The sequence below is a fragment of the Streptomyces sp. NPDC029139 genome, assembly GCF_055564335.1.
Map to the genome: position 1 here is coordinate 263,834 of NZ_JBVHWN010000008.1, position 21,293 is coordinate 285,126.

Below are 21,293 nucleotides of genomic sequence, written 5' to 3' on the forward strand. Positions count from 1 at the left end.
GCGGTAACTGTCACGTCCGGCGCAGGAGCATAGGGGTGTCCATCGACGCCCGGAAGCATCGTGCGGGCCATGCCGCGCACATGGCGCGATCCCGCCCCCGGACCCCTCACGACACAATGGGCGCATGTCCCGACGTAACGCCCGCAAGAACCCTGCCCGTCCAGCCCGCCCCGCCGCCGTGACCGCGACGTCCCCCTGCCCCTGCGGCCTGACCGCTCCCTACGGCGAGTGCTGCGGACGCTTCCACTCCGGACCGGTCGACGCGCCCACCGCCGAACTCCTCATGCGCTCCCGCTACTGCGCCTTCGTCGTGCGCGACGCCGACTATCTGCTGCGCACCTGGGCGCCGCAGACCCGCCCGGGCGAGGTCGACTTCGACCCGTCACTGCGCTGGGCGGGCCTGGAGATCAGGGACACCACCGACGGGACCGCCTTCCACCAGACCGGGACCGTCACCTTCGTCGCCCGCTACAGCCACGCGGGGGAGCGGGGCGCGCTCCACGAGCGCAGCCGCTTCCGGCGTCATGAGGGTGCGTGGGTGTACGTGGACGGCGACTTCCTCGGCGACAGCGACGGAGCCTGAGGGACCGACGTCATCGAGGAGACCGGCGGAGCGCGGGGAACGGACCGGCTGGGGACCGCCCGAGGGGTGGGACCGGCTCGGGGCACCGGTTGAGGGGACGGGCCGACCGGGGAACCGGCGAGCCCTGATCAGGACGCCATCCCGGCCGGCTCCCGCCGGCCCCGTGGCAGTCCGCTCGCCAGATCCTCGGCGATCAGCTTCTTGGCGATCGCGTCCGTCGCCGCCCGCAGCTCGGGACCGCTCGGCCGTCCGCGCTCCCGCTCGATCCGGCCGCTGAGCCAGTCGCCCCAGGCACGCGTGATGATCTCGGCCTCCCGCTTCCCGGCCGGAGTGTGCGAGAGCAGATTGCCGTCGCGGGTCAGGAACCCCTCGTCGACCATACGGTCGAAGACCGGGAGCAGGACCTCCGGCGGCACCCGTCGGCCGGCCGCGATCAGACCGAGGCTGGCGTGCCCCACCATGCGCGTGAAGAGCTCCACCTGCATCACCGCCCAGGCACCCGCCGGGTCGAGCCGGGTGTCGGAGTCGGCGACGATCCGGCGCGCGGTGTCGAGGTCGGTCTTCCGGATGATCCGGCCCACGGACAGTTCGAGCAGCTTGGCCGAATCACCGGAGGTGGTGGGGGAACCGAAGCCCTCGCCCATGTCGGGCGCCGAGGCCCGGGCCGTGTCCCGCAGCGGCACCTCCTTCAGGAAGAGCGCGACGACGAAGCCGATGGCGGCGACCGGCACCGTCCAGAGGAAGACCGTGTGCAGGGTGTCCGCGTACGCCTGGACGATGGGTGCCGCCACGTCGTCCGGCAGCCTGTGGAGGCCGGAGGGGCTCTGCGCAGCCCTCGCGAGGACGGCCGGACCCGGGGCCCCGGGGAGCGCGGCCGCCTCGGCGACGCCCTCCGTGATGTTGGGCCGCAGGGAGTTGGCGTAGATCGTGCCGAAGACGGCGGTGCCGAAGGAACTGCCCAGCGTACGGAAGAAGGTGACGCCCGAGGTGGCGGTGCCGAGGTCGGCGTAGTCCACGGTGTTCTGCACGGCGATGGTGAGCACCTGCATGCACAGACCGATGCCGGCACCGAGCACGAACATGTACAGCGACTCCAGCCAGGTGCTCGTCTCCGTCCCCATCAGCGACAGGAGGAAGAGACCGATCCCCATCACGAGACAGCCGACGATGGGGAAGATCCGGTAGGTGCCGGTCTTGCTCACCACATTGCCGCTGTAGATCGAGGCGATCAGCAGACCGACGACCATCGGCAGCGTACGGATGCCGGAGATCGTGGCCGAGTCCCCGTCGACGTACTGCAGGTAGGACGGCAGGAACGTCATCGAACCGAGCATGGCGAAGCCGACGACGAAGCTCAGCACGGAACAGACCGTGAACACCGGATTGGCGAACAACCGCATCGGCAGCATCGGTTCGGCGGCCCGGGTCTCCACCCAGCAGAAGAGCGCGAGCGCGATCAGGCCGCCGGCGAAGAGGCCGATGATGACGCCGGAGCCCCAGGCGTACTCGTTGCCGCCCCAACTGGTCGCCAGGATCAGGGCGCTGGAGCCGGCCGCGACCAGGGCGATGCCCGCGTAGTCGATGACCGGCTTGCTCGCGGAGCGTACGGAGGGGATCGAGCGGGCGGCGGCGATCACGACCAGGATCGCGATCGGAACGTTGACGTAGAACGCCCAGCGCCAGCTCAGGTGGTCGGTGAAGAGCCCGCCGAGCAGCGGCCCGATGACGGTGGAGACGCCGAAGACCGCGCCGATCGCGCCCTGGTACTTGCCGCGGTCGCGAAGCGGGATGACATCGGCGATCAGCGCCATCGAGGTGACCATCAGACCGCCGGCGCCGATGCCCTGCAGTCCCCGCCAGACGATCAGCAGGGTCATGTTGGTGGCGAGGCCGCAGAGGAACGAGCCGGTGATGAAGACGATCGCGGAGATCTGGAAGATCACCTTGCGCCCGAAGAGATCGCCGAACTTCCCGACGAGGACCGTGGCGACGGTCTCGGCCAGCAGGTACGCGGTGACCACCCAGGACATGTGGGCGGCGCCGCCCAGGTCCGAGACGATCGTCGGCAGGGCGGTGCCGACGATCGTCTGGTCCAGCGCGGCGAGGAGCACGCCGAGCATGATCGTGCCGAAGACGATGTTGCGGCGGCGGCTGTCGAGCACGGGAGGCTCGGCGGCGGCCGGGGGCGCGGGCGCGGCTTCGCTGGTGGTGGTCACCCTGGCAGCCTCACACCGGGTGGCGCCGCCCGCATGTGGGGGACGGCCGAACCGGTGCGGCGGCGAAACGCGCCCCGAACGGGCTTCCTGTGCCGGTCAGGACACCGGCGGACACGGCGGCCACGGCTGCCGCGAAGGCACCGATACCGGCGCGGCGCCGGAGCTAGCGGGGGAGTACCGGAAGCAGCGGGTGGTGCTTCGCCAGGATCTTGTTGGCCCGGGCGAGCGCGGACAGGGCGTGCTCGCGGTCCGCGTGGTCCTCGGCGCACAGCGGCCCACGGAACCGGAGCACCTCGCGGGCCGCGCTGTCGGCGTCGACCTCCGCCTGCAGGACATGCAGCGGCAGACAGGAACCGATCATCGCGGCCACACGGTCGGGAATCGGGACGGGGACGAGGGGCGAGGGCGAGATGATCACGGGTCAGTCCTTGTGGGTCTGGTGTCGAGGAGGAGTCTCCTTCTCCATACGTACAGGATGGGGTTCCGGGTTCGTCGACGGGGTTGTCTCCATGGCGCAACGGCCGGAAGGCCGTTCGGCGGGGTGTACGGACGGGCGGCGGGCTCCGCTCCGCAGGGGCCGGCCGAAGGCGCGGACCGTTGTCGCAGGTGCGCGGCGCGCGGCGCGATCTTCGCGAGGAACAGGCGGTCCGGATCGATGGGATGTCCGTCGAACGGGAAACCGGACATCTCTCTCCGCTCGGCGGATTCCTGATGCGTGAATGTGAAGCATCTCACCCTCGACGGAGCCCGTTGTGTACGGTCCGCGGCCGGTTCGCCACCGTTCCACGGCCGGCCCGCGGCCGGTCCGCGCCCGCCGAGTCAGTCCGGTCCGGCCGCTCGTGGGTGACCGGACGAGCGCGCGGGAGATCGTGCGCGAACGGTTGAAATCTCGTTACGCGTCAGTAAGTTGACTCTTCGGTAAGTGGAGTGAGTCCTGCGAGCCGACGAGTCGAGAGTTCCGGTACCTTCCCGCCCGCATGCCGCGAACAGGAGCCCGCCATGGGCGTACGCAAGGATCTGAAGCAGGCCAAGAGGCGCAGCGACCTCCTCGACCGCTTCCCGGTCGAGCTCGTGCGCGAGAACGGTGTCGTGCGTGAGGCGCGTACCCCTCTCCCGGGCGGGCCGCCGCCGACCGGAACCCCCGCGGACATCCCCTTCCGCAACGCCACCGAGGATCCCGGCGCCGTCGTCATGCGACGCAAGGAGCACGGCGGGTGGCGACCCGTCACCGCGGCCGAATTCGCCGGTGACGTCCTGGCCGCCGCGAAGGGCCTGATGGCCGGCGGGGTCGAGCCCGGCGGACGGGTCGTGCTGATGGCGCGCACCAGTTACGCGTGGGCGGTGCTGGACTTCGCCATCTGGGCGGCCGGCGGACAGACCGTTCCCGTCTACCCCACCTCCGCGGCCGCACAGATCGCCTGGATCCTCCAGGACTCCGGGGCCCGCCACGCCCTGACCGAGTCCGCCGAGCACACCGCCGCCGTTCTCGAGGCCGCCGGCACGCTCCCGGAGCCGGTGCGCAGCTGGGAGATCGCCTCCGGCGGGCTGTCCGACCTCGCCGCGACCGGCCGGGAGGTGTCCGACGAGGAGGTCACCGAGCGCCGCTCCGCGCTCGGGCCGGACACCGTCGCCACCCTCTGCTACACCTCCGGCACCACCGGCCGCCCCAAGGGCTGCGTCCTCACCCACGGCAATCTGCACGCGGAGGCGGCCGGCACCGTCGAGCTGCTGCACCCGGTTTTCCAGGAGGTCACGGGACAGACGGCCTCGACCCTGCTCTTCCTGCCGCTCGCCCACATCCTCGGGCGGACCCTCCAGATCGCCTGCCTCATGGCACGTATCGAGATCGGTCACTGCCCCTCCATCAAGCCCGACGAACTGCGTCCGGAACTCAGGCGGTTCAGACCCACCTTCGTGGTCGGCGTGCCCTACCTCTTCGAGAAGATCCACGACACCGGCCGCGCCACCGCCGAGAAGCTGGGCCGCGGCTCGTCCTTCGACCGCGCCGACTCCGTCGCCGTACGCTTCGGCGAGGCGGCACTCGGCCATCTCCTCGGCGAGGGCCGCCGTCCCGGGCCCGGCCTGACCGCGGCCCGGTCCCTGTACGACCTCCTGGTCTACCGGCGTATCCGCAAGGAACTCGGCGGCAGTCTCCGGTACGCCATCAGCGGCGGCTCCCCGCTCGACCGCCGCCTCAGCCTCTTCTTCTACGCCGCCGGAGTGCTCGTCTACGAGGGGTACGGCCTCACCGAGACGACCGCCGCCGCCACCGTCTCCCCGCCGCTGCGGCCCCGGCCCGGCACCGTCGGCCGGCCCGTCCCCGGCACCGCGGTCCGCATCGCCGACGACGGTGAGGTGCTGGTGAAGGGCGGCATCGTCTTCGCCGCGTACTGGAACAACCCCGAGGCCACTCAGGAGGTCCTGCGGGACGGCTGGTTCGCCACCGGTGACCTGGGAGCCCTGGACGATGAGGGCTACCTCGTCATCACCGGCCGGAAGAAGGACATCCTGATCACCTCCGGCGGCAAGAACGTCTCCCCGGCCGTCCTCGAGGACCGGCTGCGCAGCCGCCCGCCCGTCGCGCAGTGCGTGGTCGTCGGTGACAACCGCCCCTACGTGGCGGCGCTCGTCACCCTCGAACCCGAGGCGGTCGAGCACTGGCTGTCCGTCCGCGAACGGCCAGCCGACACCCCGGCCGCCGCGCTCTGCGAGGACCCGGAGATGGTCGCGGACGTCCAGAAGGCCGTCGACTACGCCAACCAGGCCGTCTCACGCGCCGAGTCGATCAGGAGATTCCGCATCGTGCCGGGGGAGTTCACGGAGGAGAACGGGATGCTCACCCCCTCCCTCAAGGTCAAGCGGCACGCGGTCATGGCGGCCTGGGCGACCGACATCGAGGCGCTCTACGCATGAGCTCCACGCATGACCTCTGCGTATGAGCACCACGCGTGGCCTCCGCGTACGAGCTCCACGCGTGGCCTCTGCGTACGAGCTGTGTGCGTGGGCGTGCGGATCTACGGGTGGGTGGGCGACAGCACCTCGGCGAGGTCGTACGAGACGGGCTCCTCCAGCTGCGCGTACCCGCAGGACTCCGGCGTCCGGTCGGGGCGCCAGCGCTTGAACTGGGCCGTGTGGCGGAACCGGTCCCTCTCCATGTGGTCGTAGCCGACCTCGCAGACCCGATCGGGCCGCAGCGCCACCCATGACAGGTCCTTCTTGCCCGACCAGCGGCTCGGCGCGCCCGGGAGCCGCGCGCTCTCGTGCGCCGCCTCCTGCGCCCAGGCCGCCCACGGGTGCCCGTCGGGCGGGTCCATCCGCAGCGGCTCCAGCTCCTCGATCAGCTCCTCGCGCCGCTTGGTGGTGAAGGCGGCACAGACGCCGACGTGCTGGAGGGTGCCGCCGGCGTCGTACAGGCCGAGCAGCAGCGAGCCGACCACGGGCCCGCTCTTGTGGAAGCGGTAGCCCGCCACCACCACGTCCGCGGTCCGCTCGTGCTTGATCTTGTACATCAGCCGGGCGTCGGGCCGGTACGGAAGGTCCAGGGGCTTGGCGATCACGCCGTCCAGGCCCGCGCCCTCGTACTGCTCGAACCAGTGCGCCGCGAGCGCCGGGTCCGTCGTCGCCGGCGCCAGATGGACCGGCGCGTCCACGCCGTGCAGAACGTCCTCCAGGGCTGCCCGGCGATCGGTCAGGGGGGTGTCGAGGAGGGACACGTCGCCGAGCGCGAGCAGGTCGAAGGCGATGAACCGGGCCGGGGTCTTCTCGGCCAGCATCCGCACCCGCGAGTCGGCGGGGTGGATGCGCTCGGTGAGCCGGTCGAAGTCCAGCCGTCCGCCGTGCTCGATCACGATCTCGCCGTCGACCACGCAGCGCTGCGGGAGCCGGGGGAGCAGGGCCTCCACCAGTTCGGGGAAGTAGCGGGTGAGGGGTTTGCCCGTACGGCTGCCGATGACGAGGTCAGGGCCGTCGCGGTGCACGATGGCGCGGAAGCCGTCCCATTTCGCCTCGTACTGCATGCCCGGCGGAATCTTCTTCACGGCCTTGGCCAGCATCGGCTTCACCGGCGGCATCACGGGCAGATCCATGGATCGATTGTCCGGTATGCGGGGAATGTCGGCGAGCTCTACGCTGGCACGCATGGCGAGCAAGGCGGCAGCGGTGGAACTGGAAGTCGGCGAGCGGACCGTGCGCGTGTCCAATCCGGAGAAGGTGTACTTCCCCGAACCCGGCTACACCAAGCTCGACATGGTCACCTACTACCTGGCGGTCGGGGACGGCATCACCCGCGCACTGCGCGACCGTCCCACGACCCTGGAGCGCTACCCCGACGGGGTGACCGGCGAGTCCTTCTTCCAGAAGCGCGCCCCCAAGTACCTCCCGGAGTGGATTCCCACCGCGCACATCACCTTCCCCAGCGGCCGGTCCGCCGACGAGATGTGCCCGACCGAGCCCGCGGCCGTCCTGTGGGCCGCCAACCTCGGCGCGGTCACCTTCCATCCGTGGCCGGTGCGGCGCGAGGACACCGACCATCCCGACGAACTGCGCCTCGACCTCGACCCGCAGCCGGGCACGGACTACGCCGACGCCGTCCGTGCCGCCCACGAACTGCGCGCCGTGCTCGACGAGCACGGGCTGCGCGGCTGGCCCAAGACCTCGGGCGGCCGTGGCGTACACGTGTTCGTGCCGATCCAGCCGCTCTGGACCTTCACCCAGGTCCGCCGCGCGGCCATCGCCTGCGGGCGCGAACTGGAGCGACGGATGCCGGAGCGGGTGACGACCCGGTGGTGGAAGGAGGAGCGCGGCGAGAAGATCTTCGTCGACTACAACCAGACGGCCCGCGACCGCACGATCGCCTCGGCCTACTCCGTACGGCCCCGCCCGCACGCTCCGGTCTCCGCCCCGCTGCGCTGGGACGAGATCGACGACGCGACGCCGAGGGACTTCGACATCCGGACGATGCCGTCGCGGTACGCCGAGCTGGGGGACGTCCATGCCGACATGGACGCGGAGCGGTTCAGTCTGGAAGCGCTGCTGGAGCTGGCCCGCCGCGACGAGGCGGACCACGGGCTCGGTGACCTGCCGTACCCGCCGGAGTACCCGAAGATGCCGGGGGAGCCGAAGCGGGTGCAGCCGAGCCGGGCGAAGAAGACCGAGGGCTGACGCGGGCCACCGCCTGGGTCGGGCGGTGGCAGTCTTTCGCCCACTAAACAACACGAACGATCGTGCTAACATTTTCTCATCGCTCCGGCCGACGAGGAGACCCGGCATGACTCCCATGACTTCCTTCGTGCGCACCGCCCTGAACACGGCCTTGAACGCCGCCTCGCTCATCGCCCCGGGCCCTGCCGGGCGCGCCGCCTTCGCTCTCTTTGTCCGGCCGTTGGGCCGGTCGAGGCTGAGACCCGAGGAGGAGCCCGTCTTCGCCGAGGCCCGGACGGGCCGGCTCCGCGTCAACGGCAAGAGCGTCGTCACGTACACGTGGGGCGACGGCGCGCGCCCCGTCCTCCTGGTGCACGGCTGGTCCTCACGCGCCTCGCGCCTCGCGGCGTTCGTCGAGGCGCTGCGCGAACGGGGCTACAGCCCGGTCGCCTTCGACGCGCCCGGCCACGGCGACTCGGAGGGGCGGGCCACCCACATCCGCGAGTACCGCCACATCATCCGCGAACTCCACGCCCTGCACGGGGACTTCGAAGCCGTGGTGGCGCACTCCTTCGGCATGCTCGCCGCGCTGTTCGCGCTGCGCGACGGGGTGCGGACGGAACGGTTCGTGGGGATCGGCGGCGTGGGCCGGTTCGACCTGCTCGTCGAGGAGTTCAGGACCGGCTGGGGGCTGAGCGAGCGGACCGTCCGGCACATGCGCCGCCATGTCGAGCGGACGCTCTTCCACGACGAGCCGGACATCTGGCAGCGTTTGAGCGCGACGTACGCTCCGACCGACCTGGACGCCCCCGTCCTGCTGTTCCACGACGAGACCGACGACATGGTCGCGCTCGCCCACGCCCACGCGACAGCCGAGGCCCACGCCCCCCGCGCCCGCCTGGTCGTCACCCAGGGCCTCGGTCACCGCCGCATCCTCGGAGCGCCTGAGGTGGTGGCGGAGACGCTCCGCTTCGTGACGGAGCCGGCGCCCGCGTCCGTGGCGAAGCAGGCGGCGGCGCTGAGGAGTTGAGGGGCCGACGGGCACGGCCGGATGCCGGAGAGCGCGCGGCGCCGGCGGGCATGGCTGGGATGCCGGAGAGCGCGCGGCGCCGGCAGGCACGGCCGGGGTGCTGGAGGGCGCGCGGCGTCGGCGGGCATGGCCGGGATGCCGGGTGCCGGATGGCGCGCGGCGTCGGCTCAGTCGGCGTCGACCTCTGCGCGCGCCTCGTCCGTCGCCTCCGCCCGCAGGCGGCGCCTGATCCCCCGGCTCGCGAACGCGTAGGCCGTCGTGTCCCCGTGCAGGACGGACTGCGCGTTGGCCGTCTCCAACAGGGCGATGATCTCGAAGGCCAGCTGCGGTACGTCGACGTCCGCGATCAGACCGCCCGCGCCACGGGCCTCGTCCAGGGTCCGTTCCACGTACGCGACCCAGTCGCGGCGCGCCCGGGCGATCGCGTCGTGGACCGGACCGCTGCGGGCGTCGAACTCCGCCGAGACCGCGTAGAAGAAACAGCCGCCGGCGAAGACCCGCTCCGAGGAGTACGCGAGCCAGTTCCGGCACAGCGCCCAGACCCGGCCGGGGCCCGGCGGCAGCTCGGCGAGCGGGTCGACCACCCGGTGGGAGAAGACGGCGGCGGCCGCGCGGATGGTGGCGAGCTGCAGCTCCTCCTTGGAGCCGAAGAGCGCGAAGACCCCGCTCTTGCTGAGATTCAGCTCGGTCGCGATCCGCCCGAGGGAAAGTCCCTCGAGGCCCTCGACCGACGCGATGTCCATGGTCCGCCCGAGGACCAGGCGCCGGGTCTGGTTGCCGCGCTCGACGCGCCCGTCCGTCTTCATGGCCACCATGCTACTGAACGCACGGTCGTGCGGACATCGGCCCGATCGGTTCGGCTCGGTGCGGTTCGATGGCCGAGCGCACGCCGTGAGAGGAGACGGCGCGGCGCCCGGCGCGCCGCATTGATCGAACGTTGATGGCCTGTTTACGACCACGGGGCAACGTGTCGGCCATGCAGACCGACACCACCGCAGTCCTGACCGCCCCGGCCCCAGCCTCCGCCCCCGACATGTCGTGGCAGGAGAACGCCCTGTGCGCCCAGGCGGGCCCCGATTTCTTCTTCCCGGCCCCCGGATCGTCCACCCGCGAGGCGAAGCAGCTGTGCGGGGCGTGCGAGGGGCGGGTGCAGTGCCTGGAGTACGCGCTGGAACATGACGAGCGGTTCGGGGTGTGGGGCGGGCTTTCGGAGAAGGAGCGGGGGCGGTTGAAGCGTCAGCGGGGGTGAACGGCGGAAAGCCGACGGAACAACAGTCGCCTGTACCGGCCGTCGCGGGCGAGGCCGGCGCGCTCGGCGAGCGGAGGTGCGGATGGATCTTCGCTCCCGGAGTCGCCGGGTGGAAGCTGCCGGACCACGCGTACCGGGCTGTGGCCGCCTACGGGCGAGGCGACGCCGCCCCCCAGGGGGTCACCCGCGAACCAGAGCGTGTGCGGATGTCGATTCCGCTTGTTCTGAAGATCCTGCCTGAAGGGCACCGGGCACAGCGTCGACGTGGCTCCTTCACTCACCTCCAGGGTGATCAAGTGGGCCTGATTCCGCTCCGCGGGTCCGTAGCTGCAGGGGTATGCCTGCCAGGGATACATCTCCAGTACCCGTCTGGCCCGGCGCAGTGAAGCCAGTCCGATGCAGTTGAGCCAGATCAGCAAGGGCGACACGAGCACATGGACGATGAGCACGCCGACGAACCGCTCGGGCGCCCCTGACGCGAACCACAAGCACGTGAACGCAATCGGTAGACCGACCGAACCCGTCAACCAGGCGAGTCGGCGCCTGAAGACGCGTCGCAAGCCCACCACCGTCGGAGGATGTCCGAGCGCCGACTTGAGCAGGGGCGGTGGCGCGGTCACAGCAGTACCTCGAGGAGACGGCTGGGCCGCGTGGGCATTTCGTCCTCGGGTGGGTTGGGATCCTTGAAGCGCACCGTCTGGCCGATGCCGAGCAGGACGTCCACGTAGTCGTCCGCGGACGCGAGTGACGTCGTCGTCAGCTCGAAGAGAAGAGCACGGGAGCCCCGGTCTCTCGCGATGACCAGACGGGCCTGGAAGACACCGAGCGGACCGAGAGGACGGCCTCCCAGCAGATGCGACGGCGGCGCCGGCAACAGAGCGGTGGCGAAAGCGGCCGGTCTACCGCACTGCAGCTGCACGATCGCCCGGTCGCGCGGAGTGCCGAACGCGCCGCTCACCATGGCCAGGGAGCAGAGGGCTCCGGCGGCAGCGGGACTGGGCGCCCCGGTATCGATGTCGGACACGACGAGCACCGACGTGTTCATGCCCTCGCGTTCGTCGGGGTGCAGCCCAATGGCCAGATGGACGACGTCGTGCGTCGCCAGATCGTCGAGCAGATCAAAGAACCCCTGGGTCGTCCGCACGGTTTCGTCGGTCCGGTCTGCGGGCGGGAGAAGGGCATGCAGCACGGCGTTCATCCGCTCTCGGACCGCGCCGACGTCGTGCGCGTCGATGGCGAAGAAGCCCGGCGGCTGAACGAACCAGCAGCCGGCCGCATGCTGCTGGGCAGCGTGGGGGTAGCTCATGTCGTGGCTCCTCAATGCGATGCCGCGCGGGCCCATGTCCGGGCCACCTTGACGGCGTTCGGGATATCGGATGCACCGATGCGTGCGGTGTCGGTCGCGGCAGCGCCCCAGCGCGCCGCATCGCTGTCCTCGGGGGCGACCAGGCCCGACCCGGAGGCGGTGACTCCGGCAGCCGCGATGCCGGCCTCGGTGGGCTTGGCGGCCGCCTCGCTCGTCCAGGTCGTCACGCGCGTCACGATGGGCTTGGGTGCTTCGTTGATCTCCCGCATGGCTCCGTGGGTACCGCGGGCGAACGTGCCGGCCTGGCTTCTGAACCCGGTGGCCAACGATGCGGCTCGAGCACCCTTGGCCACGGCGCCGATGCCGGGTAGAGCTCCGACCGCGTCACCCGCGAGTGTGACCACGGCAGAAGCGAACTTGCCGTCGAGACGACCCTCGGTGAAGCCGGCCTTGAGAGCGGACCGGATCTTCGGATCCGAGGCATGGACGGCCATGGCCGCGAGGCTGAGCCCGGCAGCGAGGAAGAGCAGGGGGATGATCAGCCCACCCGTGGCGAAGATCGCGATCAGTCCGGCGAGTGCGGACAGCGTGCTGAGGATGTCGCCGAGATTGTCGTCGATCCACTTCAACGTCTTGTCCAGCCACCCCGGTTCCTTCGGCGCCAGCCGCTCCGTCGCCTCGTTCAGCGACTTCGCCACCTTCCCCGCCTCCACCCGGTGCGTCTCCTCCAGTTCACGCGCCTTCCGGCGGACGTGCTCCAGCGCCTCCCGCGCCCGTGTCAACGACTCCTCCGCCGCCTTCAGTTCGGACTCCGGCGCCGCGCGCCACGTCGCCTCCGCCCGGTGCAGCGTCTTCGTGTCCAGGGCCGCCTGGGACTCGTAGCGGCGGGCCGTCTCCTGGTAGCCCACCAGGCTGTCGTGCCACGAGCCCAGGCGGGTGGCCGCCTTCGTCAGGGAGGTGTGGGCGTTCTTGAGGTGGCGGGGGAGGTCGTCGGAGAGGGCCTCCCGGAAGGCCCCGGCCGCCTCGCCCCGCCAGGTCGTGCTGTTCGACAGGAGCTCCTCCACCAGGCGCCACGCCGTGCCCAGTGAGGTCGCCGACGTCGTCAGCTTCGTCTTCAGCGCCGCGATCTCCGGCGGGCTCCCCGGCGCCGGGTTCCATCCCAGATGCGGGAACATCGGCTCAGCCACGCTCCACCGCCCGGAACGCCGATTCGATCGAGCGGTTCAGCTGCGCGTAACCCTCGTGGCTCGCGCTCACTCCCTCGTGCACCGCCTTGATCCGTAAGCCCAGTTGTTCCGCCCCGTACTTCCAGCGCTGCTGAAAGCCGTCACATGCCTCGTCCAGCTCCCGCGTTCCCAACTGGTCGGCCCGCACATGTTCCAGCGCCCGTCTCGCCGCACCCAGCGACGTCAGCGACTGGCCCAGGGCGCGCGAGAATCGGCCCAACTGATCGGTGTCCACCTGAAGATCGGGATCCATGGGCGATCACCCTGGCAGATCATCGCCAAAGAGGAGAAATGCCGTCACGCCCCCGAGTGAGGCGATAATCCGATGCTGACCTCGGCCGCCCTCAGTACGATCATGGATTCATGGACGAGGAACTCGCCGCCTTCGAGCGCACGATCAGCAGGCTGCGCGGCCTGCCCCTCGGCGATCCCGCACGGATGCGGGGCGAGGAGCTCGCCGCCACCTTCGCCCGTGAGAGCCGCAACAAGCGACGCAAGGCCCACCGCGCCGAGCGGTCCGCGGCCGACGCCGCCCTGGCCGCCCGCACCGCGACCGGGGCGCTCGACCGGCGCGAGGACGCGCCCTTGACGGTCACCGACCAGGAATCGCCCGGCGAGTTCCGCCGCACCAGGTACTGCTACGTCTGCAAGTCGCCCTATCGACAGGCCGATGCCTTCTACCACCGGCTCTGCCCGCCCTGCGCCGCCGACAACACCGCCCGCCGCGCCCTGAGCACCGACCTCACCGGCCGCCGGGCGCTGCTCACCGGCGGTCGCGTCAAGATCGGGTTCCAGCTGGCGCTCATGATGCTCCGCGACGGCGCTGAGCTGCTCGTCACCAGTCGCTTCCCGCACGACACCCTGCGCCGGTTCCGTGCCGCCGAGGGCAGTGAGCGGTGGCTCGACCGGCTCACCGTCGTCGCCATCGACCTGCGCGACCCGCGCCAGGTCCTCGGCTTCTGCGAGCGGTTGCGCGCGGAGGGCCGGCCGCTGGACATACTCGTCAACAACGCCGCCCAGACGATACGCCGGTCCCCGGAGTCGTACGCCCTGCTCGCGGCGGGGGAGCGCCGGGCGCTGCCCGAGGGCGTGATCCCCGCGCCGGGGTACGAGGCGGGAGGCGGCCGGGACCCGGTCCTCGCCGGCCTGGAGCCGGACGAGCCCGGCCTGCCGGCGCGCCGCGGGGCCGGCCTGGAGCCGGACGAGGCCGGGCTGTTGCCCGACCTCGCGGAACGGAACTCCTGGTCCGTGCGGCTCGGCGACCTGGACGCCGCCGAGCTTCTGGAGACCCAGCTCGTCAACGCCCTCGCGCCCACCCTGCTGTGCGACCGGCTGCTGCCGCTGCTGCTCGCCTCCCCGAGGCCCCGCCGCTACATCGTCAACGTGTCGGCAGTGGAGGGGCGCTTCGCCGTGCGGAACAAGACGGGTGGCCACCCTCACACGAACATGGCGAAGGCGGCCCTCAACATGCTGACGCGCACCAGCGCGGGCGAGCTGGCCCGGCAGGGTGTGCACATGTGCAGCGTCGACACGGGTTGGATCACGGACGAGAACCCGGCGCCCCGCAAGGCCCGTATCGCCGCCGCGGGCACCCGTACGCCGTTGGACATCGTCGACGGCGCCGCCCGGATCTACGATCCGATCGTGCGCGGCGAGGCGGGGGAGCCCGTCTCGGGCGTCTTCTTGAAGGACTACCGGGAAGCCGCCTGGTAGGCGGGCGGCGCCGGCGCCCATGGAGACCGGCCGCCGATGGCCGGTGGCCGACAGCAGGACGCGGTCGGCCCGCCGGTGGCCGCCAGTGGGACGCGGTCGACGCGCCGGTGGTCGGTGGTCGACGTGTGGTGTGGTCAGCCCGCCGCGCGGGCCGCCATCCGCGCCTTGCGCGCCGCGAGCTTCTCGTCGAACTTGCTCGCCTCGCTGTCCAGACCCGCCATGTAGAGCCCGAGCTCTTCCTGGGCCTTCAGGCCCTCGGGGCCCAGGCCGTCGATCTGCAGCACCTTGAGGAAGCGCAGGACCGGCTGGAGGACGTCGTCGTGGTGGATGCGCATGTTGTAGATCTCGCCGATCGCCATCTGCGCGGCCGCCCGCTCGAAGCCAGGCATCCCGTGTCCGGGCATCCGGAAGTCGACGACGACGTCCCGCACGGCCTGCATCGTCAGGTCCGGGGCGAGCTCGAAGGCCGCGCCGAGGAGGTTGCGGTAGAAGACCATGTGCAGGTTCTCGTCGGTGGCGATGCGCGCCAGCATCCGGTCGCAGACCGGGTCGCCGGACTGGTGTCCGGTGTTCCGGTGCGAGATGCGGGTGGCGAGCTCCTGGAAGGCGACGTACGCGACCGAGTGCAGCATCGAGTGCCGGTTGTCCGACTCGAAGCCCTCGCTCATGTGCGCCATCCGGAACTGCTCCAGCTTGTCCGGGTCGACCGCGCGCGAGGCCAGCAGGTAGTCGCGCATCACGATGCCGTGGCGGCCCTCCTCCGCGGTCCAGCGGTGCACCCAGGTGCCCCAGGCGCCGTCGCGGCCGAAGAGGCTGGCGATCTCGTGGTGGTAGCTGGGCAGGTTGTCCTCGGTGAGCAGGTTCACGACGAGGGCGATCTTGCCGATGTCGGTGACCTTGGACTGGGAGGGGTCCCAGGCGTCGCCGTCCTCGAAGAAGCCGGGGAAGTTCCGGGCGTCGGACCACGGGACGTACTCGTGCGGCATCCAGTCCTTGGTGACCTTGAGGTGCCGGTTGAGTTCCTTCTCCACGACCTCTTCCAGCGCGTACAGCAGGCGGGCGTCGGTCCACCCTGTCGAGCTGCCGAGGTGGGGAGAGGTGAGCGTCACGGGGACTCCTGGGGACGGAGAGGGTACGGAAAAATTACCTACGCATTCGTAGGTTACGAAACCGTAGGTTAAGGCTCCGTAAGGCGTCGGCCAAGCCCGTCTCGGCGATGTCCGCTTACGTTCCGTTATGTGCGCAGCTGATGGAGGGGCGAAGAGAGCCAGGTCACGCCCCCGTCACGCCGCGTCACGCGTGATCATGGCTACGCAGAGCAGGCGGCCGGCTTCTCCAGGGGATGCCGGGACCGCCGCGTCCGAGCAGCGGGCGGCTGCCGGACGCGGCGGTTCGAGACGCGGCGGTCGAGTCGCGGGGCGGGGACCCGGGACTCGCCCTGCCCCTGGGCGCTACTCCAGCCCCGCGGACCCCGGCACTCCCTCCCGTACCGCCTCCGGCGTCGTCGGCCGGAGCTCACCGTCGAGCAGCAGCCAACGGGTGATCCCCAGTGACTCCAGGAACGGCACGTCGTGGCTCGCCACGATCAGCGCCCCCTCGTACGCCTCCAGCGCCGCCGTCAGCTTGCGGACGGACGCCATGTCCAGGTTGTTGGTCGGCTCGTCCAGCATCAGCAGTTGCGGAGCGGGTTCGGCGAGCAGCAGCGCCGCCAGTGTCGCCCGGAACCGCTCCCCGCCCGACAGGGTCCCGGCGGCCTGATCCGCCCGCGCGCCCCGGAAGAGGAATCGCGCGAGCCGTGCCCTGATGGCGTTCGCCGTCGCCGAGGGCGCGAACCGGGCGACGTTCTCCACCACGCTGAGGCCGTCGTCGAGGACGTCGAGGCGCTGCGGCAGGAATCGCAGCGGCACCTGGGTGACCACCTCGCCCGACAGCGGCTCCAGCTCACCGGCGATCGTCCGCAGCAACGTCGTCTTGCCGGCACCGTTCCGGCCGACGAGCGCGATCCGTTCCGGTCCCCGCACGTCGAACTCGCCGCCCACCCGCGCTCCGTGGCGCAGGTCCACCTCGCGCAGCCACAGCACTTCCCTGCCCGGGTGCACCGTGGTGCGCGGCAGCTCGATCCGGATCTCGTCGTCGTCCCGTACCGCCTCCACGGCCGCGTCCAGTCTCTCCCTCGCCTCGGCGAGGCGCTCGGAGTGCAGGGCGCGGTGCTTGCCCGCGGACACCTGGGCCTCGCTCTTGCGGTTGTTGGCGACGATCTTCGGGACCACCTTGTTCGCGGCGCTCTTCTGCGCATAGCGCTTGCGCCGCGCCAACTTCACGTTCGCGTCGGAGAGTTCGCGCTTCTGCCGCTGTACGTCGGCCTCGGCGACCCGCACCATCCGCTCGGCCGCCTCCTGTTCGGCGGCGAGCGCGTCCTCGTACGCGGAGTACGCGCCGCCGTACCAGCTGACCTCGCCGTCCCGGAGGTCGGCGATCTGGTCGACCCGTTCCAGGAGTTCGCGGTCGTGGCTGACCACGACCAGCACCCCCGACCAGGCGTCCACCGCGTCGTACAGCCGTCGGCGGGCGGGCAGATCCAGGTTGTTGGTCGGCTCGTCGAGGAGCAGGATGTCCGGCCGGGCGAGCAGCAGCGCGGCGAGCCGCAGCAGCACGGACTCCCCGCCCGACACCTCGCCGATGGTCCGGTCGAGCCCGATGTGACCGAGCCCGAGCTGGTCGAGCGTGGCGCGGGCCCGCTCCTCCACGTCCCAGTCGTCGCCGACGGCGGCGAAGTGGGCCTCGGAGGGGTCACCCGCCTCGATGGCGTGCAGCGCGGCGCGGGTGGCGGCGATGCCGAGCGCCCCGTCGACCCGCAACGCGGTGTCGAGGGACACGTTCTGCGGAAGATGACCGACCTCGCCGACCGTACGGACCGTACCGGCGGCCGGAGTCAGTTCACCGGCGATGAGCTTGAGGAGGGTCGACTTGCCCGATCCGTTGAGGCCGATCAGGCCCGTTCTGCCCGGGCCGACCGCGAGCCGGAAGTCGTCGAGGACCTCGGTGCCGTCGGGCCAGGAGAAGGAGAGGGACGAGCAGGTGATGAACGTGGGATGGGTCGCCATGGGGGCCTCCCGGTTGCGAAAGCGTGGGCTGGGGCAACGGGTGAGACACCGGGGCGCGGGCAGGCGGCAAGAGCTCGTACGCCGAGGTCGAGGACGGCACACGCGGCGGCAAGGGGCACGCGCGGCACGGTGTCTCGAAACCTCAGACGAGCAACGGCCTTCTCCGATCGGGCGACAACAGGGCCAGGTCAGGACGGTACGCGTCGCGCCGAGCGGGCGGCAAACCATTTTTCACGGGCGGCGGCGGGCGACCGGTGTCGCGCCGCACGAAGACCCGGACGCTCAGGCGTAGTCGTCCAGGAGGTGGGCCAGATCCTGATCCCAGTCCAGGTACTGGTGCTCGCGGCCGACCGGCACCAGGTGCTGCGACCGCTTGAGGAAGCGCCGCAGCTCGGCCGTGCGGATGTGGACCACGGCCACGCCCTCGGGCGCGTGGAACTCGACGACGGTGCGGTCGTAGCCGTACGGACGGACGCGCACGTCCCCGACGCCGGCCGGGCCCTCCACGCCCTCCGCCAGCAGCTCGCGGGAGAACGCCCAGGACACCTCGACGCCCTCCAGCGTCGCGGGCGGTGGGAACGCCATGCTCACCGCGAAGGGATCCTCGAGGTCGTACCGCAGTGTGGCCGGGACGGTTTCCATCCGGGGAGCGGATGCGACCAGACGGGCCTGGACGGCCTGCTCGATGACGGTGGACAAGGCCAGCTCCTCTCGCGCGGCTTCGGTTTCTGACGTCTCCCTGACACAGAGGAAGACGAACGATCGGGCCCGAACGTGCACCGGTGGGGCACGTGAGCTGTGTCACCGCGTGCCCGTCTGTCCGTCTGACCGCATTCGGCCGTGACAATCCGCCGGACTGCCGCCGGCGGCCGCCCCCGGCGCCGGCCGCCGCCCGGCTCCGTCACCGCGACGCGCTCTGGACGGGACCACGGGGGTGGACTAGCTTCCGGCGCCATGACGTCCATGGGGAAGACGAGACGAATGATGTCGGTGAGCCTGACCGGGGCGGCGCTCGCCATGGCCCTTGCGGTCCCGGCGCAGGCCGGGGAGACCCCCGCGGCCGCGGTCGGCTGGCAGCTGACGCAGACCGGTACGGACGCCCGCTTCCGGGGACTGGCGGCGGTCGACCGCACGACGGCCTGGGCCGCGGGTTCGAAGGGAACGGTGCTGCGGACCACGGACGGTGGCCGCGGGTGGCGGAACGTGTCCCCGCCCGGGGCGGCGGAGCTGGAGCTGCGCGACGTGGAGGCGTTCGACGCACGGCGCGCGGTGGTGCTCGCGATCGGGGAGGGCGAGGCGTCGCGGGTGCTGCGCACCGACGACGGCGGGGCGACCTGGACCGAGACCTTCCGCAACACCGACCCGCGCGCCTTCTACGACTGCATGACCTTCTTCGACCACCGCCACGGACTCGCCATGAGCGACCCGGTGGACGGGAAGTACCGGATCCTGTCGACGCGCGACGGCGGCCGTACGTGGGAGGTGCTGCCGGACGCCGGGATGCCGGCGGCGCTGCCCGGCGAGGCGGGGTTCGCGGCCAGCGGCCAGTGCCTGGTCTCCTCCGGGCCGAAGGACGTCTGGCTGGCGACCGGCGGCGGCGCCACGGCGCGCGTGCTGCACTCCGCCGACCGGGGGCTCAACTGGACCGTCGCCGAAGCCGCCATCCCGGCGGGCGAGCCGGCGCGGGGCGTCTTCGGGCTCGCGTTCCGCGACCGTACGCACGGGATCGCGGTGGGCGGCGACTACCGCAAGGACCAGCCGTCCCCGCAGGCGGCCGCGATCACCGGCGACGGCGGACGCCGCTGGAGCGCCGCGTCCGCCCCGCCGCCCGCCTACCGCTCGGGCGTCGCCTGGCTCCCGCACAGCAGGTCGGCCGCGCTGGCCGTCGGCCCCACGGGCACGGACCTGACGACGGACGGCGGCCGCACCTGGCGGACCGTCGACACCGGCTCGTACGACACGGTCGACTGCACACGGGACGGCGCCTGCTGGGCCTCCGGCGAGAAGGGCAGGATCGCCCGCCTCGGCCGGAGCTAGCCGGCGCCCCGCCTCGGCCGGCCACCTCGCCTCAGGCGGGGTGGCCGGAGCCGACGCCAGTCAGGAGGGCAGCTGCTCCCGGTACGGGGCGAGGGCGTCCGCCGTCTTGGTCGCGTAGAACTCGGTGATCCGGTACGCGCAGACGCCCTCGACGCTGAAGGGATCGGCCGCCGCGATCTTCTCGATGTCCGCGCGGTCGACCCCGGCGGCGAGGATGACACCGCCGTCGCGCGGGTTCTTGCGCCCGGAGGCGATGAACACGCCGGCGGCGTACTGCGCGTCGAGCCACTCGATGTGCGCGTCGAGCAGCGCGTCGACCCGCTCGACGGGGGCGGTGTAGGTCAATTCCAGTACGAACATGATCGCCAGGCTACCGGGGGGCCGCGAAGCGGCGGGAAAACCGCTCGCCTGTCGGACGGAGGGGCGCCGTAGGCTGGCCGTCACCATGACGATCATCGACATTCCCGCGGGCTGGCCCGCCGACGAGTCCGCCGCCCGTGCCGTGCAGGAGGAGCTGCGGGGCCGCCTCGTGCTCGACGAGCCTGGCCCGGCGCCCGGCACGGGGCACGTCACGGGTCTGGACGTGGCGTACGACGACCAGCGCGATCTCGTCGCGGCGGCGGCCGTGGTGCTCGACGCCCGGACACTGGACGTGGTGGAGGAGGCCACGGCGGTCGGCCGGGTCTCGTTCCCGTACGTCCCCGGCCTCCTCGCCTTCCGCGAGATGCCGGCGGTGCTCGCCGCGCTCGCCTCGCTGGAGGCCGACCCTGGCCTCCTCGTCTGCGACGGCTACGGCCTCGCCCACCCGCGCCGCTTCGGCCTCGCCAGTCACCTGGGGGTGCTGACCGGGCGGCCGTCGATCGGCGTCGCGAAGAACCCCTTCACCTTCACCTACGACGAGCCCGGCCCCGCCCGGGGTGACGTCAGCCCCCTGCTGGCCGGTGACGAGGAGGTCGGCCGCGCCGTGCGCACCCAGGCCGGGGTGAAGCCCGTCTTCGTCTCCGTCGGCCACCGCGTCTCCCTGGACACCGCCTGCGCGCACACCCTTCTCCTCGCCCCGCGCTACCGCGTCCCCGAGACCACCCGGCACGCCGACTTCCTGTGCCGCCGTGCCCTGAAGGAAGCGCTGGAACGGCCGAGCCCTACCCAGGGCTGAGCGATCACCACCCGCCCGGAGGTGAGCACGAGCGGCAGGGACTCATGATCGACCTGAGTACGAGTACGGATGGCGGGGCGCGATCATGGGCGGCAGAGTGGGGCGCATGACTATGACCAACGTCGTGGCGGACCGGGTGATCGCGTGATCGGCAGCCTGCAGTGCGTCGTGCTCGACTGTACCGACGTCATGGAACTGGCCCACTTCTACCAGGAGTTGCTCGGCGGTGAGATCAACCGCCCCGACCCGCAGTGGGCCGTCGGTGACGGATGGGCCACCCTGCACGACGCCGCGGGCGCACCGGTGCTCGCCTTCCAGGGGGTCGCCGACCACCGGCCTCCGGTCTGGGGCGCACCCGAGCAGCAGTTCCATCTGGACGTACGGGTCGCCGATCTGGAGGCCGCCCATCACGCGGTGCTGGCCCTCGGGGCGTGGCAGCTCGACGAGGGGGACGGCGACCGGGGCTGGCGGATCTACGCGGACCCGGCCGGCCATCCCTTCTGTCTCGTACGCCACTGACGCCACTGACGCCAC

General features: G+C 71.5%; 20 protein-coding genes. 9 read left to right on the forward strand and 11 right to left on the reverse strand.

All coding sequences use genetic code 11. The features are described from left to right. Positions 1-124 precede the first annotated feature (124 nt). Complete coding sequence (locus ACZ4VW_RS20440) at positions 125-583, forward strand: YchJ family protein (protein ID WP_467964262.1); 459 nt, start codon at positions 125-127, stop codon at positions 581-583. Between the two features lie 128 nt (positions 584-711). Here the strand turns inward: ACZ4VW_RS20440 and ACZ4VW_RS20445 are convergent, their stop codons facing one another. Together ACZ4VW_RS20445 and ACZ4VW_RS20450 are read right to left on the reverse strand one after the other, a co-directional pair. Beyond that, a complete protein-coding gene (locus ACZ4VW_RS20445; protein ID WP_467964264.1) occupies positions 712-2,799 on the reverse strand; it encodes an MDR family MFS transporter in 2,088 nt (695 codons plus the stop codon). A gap of 163 nt (positions 2,800-2,962) precedes the next feature. After that, a complete protein-coding gene (locus ACZ4VW_RS20450; protein ID WP_467964350.1) occupies positions 2,963-3,160 on the reverse strand; it encodes a hypothetical protein in 198 nt (65 codons plus the stop codon). 638 nt (positions 3,161-3,798) lie between these two features. On the opposite strand from ACZ4VW_RS20450, the gene ACZ4VW_RS20455 reads away from it, so the two are divergent. Next, on the forward strand, positions 3,799-5,712 hold the full coding sequence (locus ACZ4VW_RS20455; RefSeq protein ID WP_467964266.1) for an AMP-dependent synthetase/ligase: 1,914 nt from the start codon (positions 3,799-3,801) through the stop codon (positions 5,710-5,712). A 101-nt stretch (positions 5,713-5,813) separates the two neighbouring features. On the opposite strand, the gene ACZ4VW_RS20460 is transcribed toward ACZ4VW_RS20455, so the two are convergent. Then, entirely contained in the window at positions 5,814-6,884 is a 1,071-nt protein-coding gene (locus ACZ4VW_RS20460) for an ATP-dependent DNA ligase (protein ID WP_467964267.1), read from the reverse strand. Positions 6,885-6,936: 52 nt separating this feature from the next. Between ACZ4VW_RS20460 and ligD the strand changes: the two genes are divergently transcribed. Then, positions 6,937-7,959, forward strand: coding sequence for a non-homologous end-joining DNA ligase (gene ligD, locus ACZ4VW_RS20465; protein WP_467964269.1), 1,023 nt, complete (start codon positions 6,937-6,939; stop codon positions 7,957-7,959). A gap of 106 nt (positions 7,960-8,065) precedes the next feature. After that, positions 8,066-8,968 (forward strand): alpha/beta hydrolase, encoded by a 903-nt coding sequence (locus ACZ4VW_RS20470; RefSeq protein WP_467964271.1) that lies wholly within the window; start codon positions 8,066-8,068, stop codon positions 8,966-8,968. Between the two features lie 167 nt (positions 8,969-9,135). Here ACZ4VW_RS20470 and ACZ4VW_RS20475 read toward each other — a convergent pair whose 3' ends face one another. Then, positions 9,136-9,783 (reverse strand): TetR/AcrR family transcriptional regulator, encoded by a 648-nt coding sequence (locus ACZ4VW_RS20475; protein WP_467964273.1) that lies wholly within the window; start codon positions 9,781-9,783, stop codon positions 9,136-9,138. Positions 9,784-9,944: 161 nt separating this feature from the next. Between ACZ4VW_RS20475 and ACZ4VW_RS20480 the strand changes: the two genes are divergently transcribed. Continuing rightward, on the forward strand, positions 9,945-10,217 hold the full coding sequence (locus ACZ4VW_RS20480) for a WhiB family transcriptional regulator (RefSeq protein WP_467964275.1): 273 nt from the start codon (positions 9,945-9,947) through the stop codon (positions 10,215-10,217). A 616-nt stretch (positions 10,218-10,833) separates the two neighbouring features. On the opposite strand, the gene ACZ4VW_RS20485 is transcribed toward ACZ4VW_RS20480, so the two are convergent. The 3 genes from ACZ4VW_RS20485 to ACZ4VW_RS20495 are packed head-to-tail and all read right to left on the reverse strand — an operon-like array spanning position 10,834 to position 13,002. Next, positions 10,834-11,523, reverse strand: a complete 690-nt coding sequence (locus ACZ4VW_RS20485) for a hypothetical protein (protein WP_467964277.1) — start codon at positions 11,521-11,523, stop codon at positions 10,834-10,836. Between the two features lie 11 nt (positions 11,524-11,534). Beyond that, the gene (locus ACZ4VW_RS20490; protein WP_467964279.1) at positions 11,535-12,710 is read right to left on the reverse strand and encodes a hypothetical protein; all 1,176 of its coding nucleotides are present in this window, start codon (positions 12,708-12,710) and stop codon (positions 11,535-11,537) included. Further along, positions 12,703-13,002, reverse strand: coding sequence for a hypothetical protein (locus ACZ4VW_RS20495; RefSeq protein WP_467964281.1), 300 nt, complete (start codon positions 13,000-13,002; stop codon positions 12,703-12,705). The genes ACZ4VW_RS20490 and ACZ4VW_RS20495 overlap by 8 nt, the downstream gene beginning before the upstream one ends. A gap of 110 nt (positions 13,003-13,112) precedes the next feature. Here ACZ4VW_RS20495 and ACZ4VW_RS20500 point away from each other — a divergent pair, with 110 nt between their 5' ends. After that, entirely contained in the window at positions 13,113-14,462 is a 1,350-nt protein-coding gene (locus ACZ4VW_RS20500; protein WP_467964283.1) for an SDR family NAD(P)-dependent oxidoreductase, read from the forward strand. A 134-nt stretch (positions 14,463-14,596) separates the two neighbouring features. Here the strand turns inward: ACZ4VW_RS20500 and ACZ4VW_RS20505 are convergent, their stop codons facing one another. From ACZ4VW_RS20505 to ssgD, 3 genes are all read right to left on the reverse strand, one after another. Then, positions 14,597-15,571, reverse strand: coding sequence for an acyl-ACP desaturase (locus ACZ4VW_RS20505; RefSeq protein ID WP_467964285.1), 975 nt, complete (start codon positions 15,569-15,571; stop codon positions 14,597-14,599). Between the two features lie 342 nt (positions 15,572-15,913). Further along, positions 15,914-17,566, reverse strand: coding sequence for an ABC-F family ATP-binding cassette domain-containing protein (locus ACZ4VW_RS20510; RefSeq protein WP_467964286.1), 1,653 nt, complete (start codon positions 17,564-17,566; stop codon positions 15,914-15,916). A gap of 282 nt (positions 17,567-17,848) precedes the next feature. Then, positions 17,849-18,265, reverse strand: a complete 417-nt coding sequence (gene ssgD, locus ACZ4VW_RS20515; RefSeq protein WP_467964288.1) for a spore wall synthesis regulator SsgD — start codon at positions 18,263-18,265, stop codon at positions 17,849-17,851. A 255-nt stretch (positions 18,266-18,520) separates the two neighbouring features. On the opposite strand from ssgD, the gene ACZ4VW_RS20520 reads away from it, so the two are divergent. Further along, positions 18,521-19,603: a WD40/YVTN/BNR-like repeat-containing protein gene (locus ACZ4VW_RS20520; RefSeq protein ID WP_467964290.1), complete on the forward strand. Its 1,083-nt coding sequence runs from the start codon at positions 18,521-18,523 to the stop codon at positions 19,601-19,603. Between the two features lie 60 nt (positions 19,604-19,663). On the opposite strand, the gene ACZ4VW_RS20525 is transcribed toward ACZ4VW_RS20520, so the two are convergent. After that, positions 19,664-19,963, reverse strand: coding sequence for a YciI family protein (locus ACZ4VW_RS20525; RefSeq protein ID WP_467964292.1), 300 nt, complete (start codon positions 19,961-19,963; stop codon positions 19,664-19,666). Positions 19,964-20,048: 85 nt separating this feature from the next. Between ACZ4VW_RS20525 and ACZ4VW_RS20530 the strand changes: the two genes are divergently transcribed. Next, a complete protein-coding gene (locus ACZ4VW_RS20530; protein ID WP_467964294.1) occupies positions 20,049-20,759 on the forward strand; it encodes an endonuclease V in 711 nt (236 codons plus the stop codon). A gap of 144 nt (positions 20,760-20,903) precedes the next feature. Next, complete coding sequence (locus ACZ4VW_RS20535) at positions 20,904-21,278, forward strand: VOC family protein (protein ID WP_467964296.1); 375 nt, start codon at positions 20,904-20,906, stop codon at positions 21,276-21,278. Positions 21,279-21,293 lie beyond the last annotated feature (15 nt).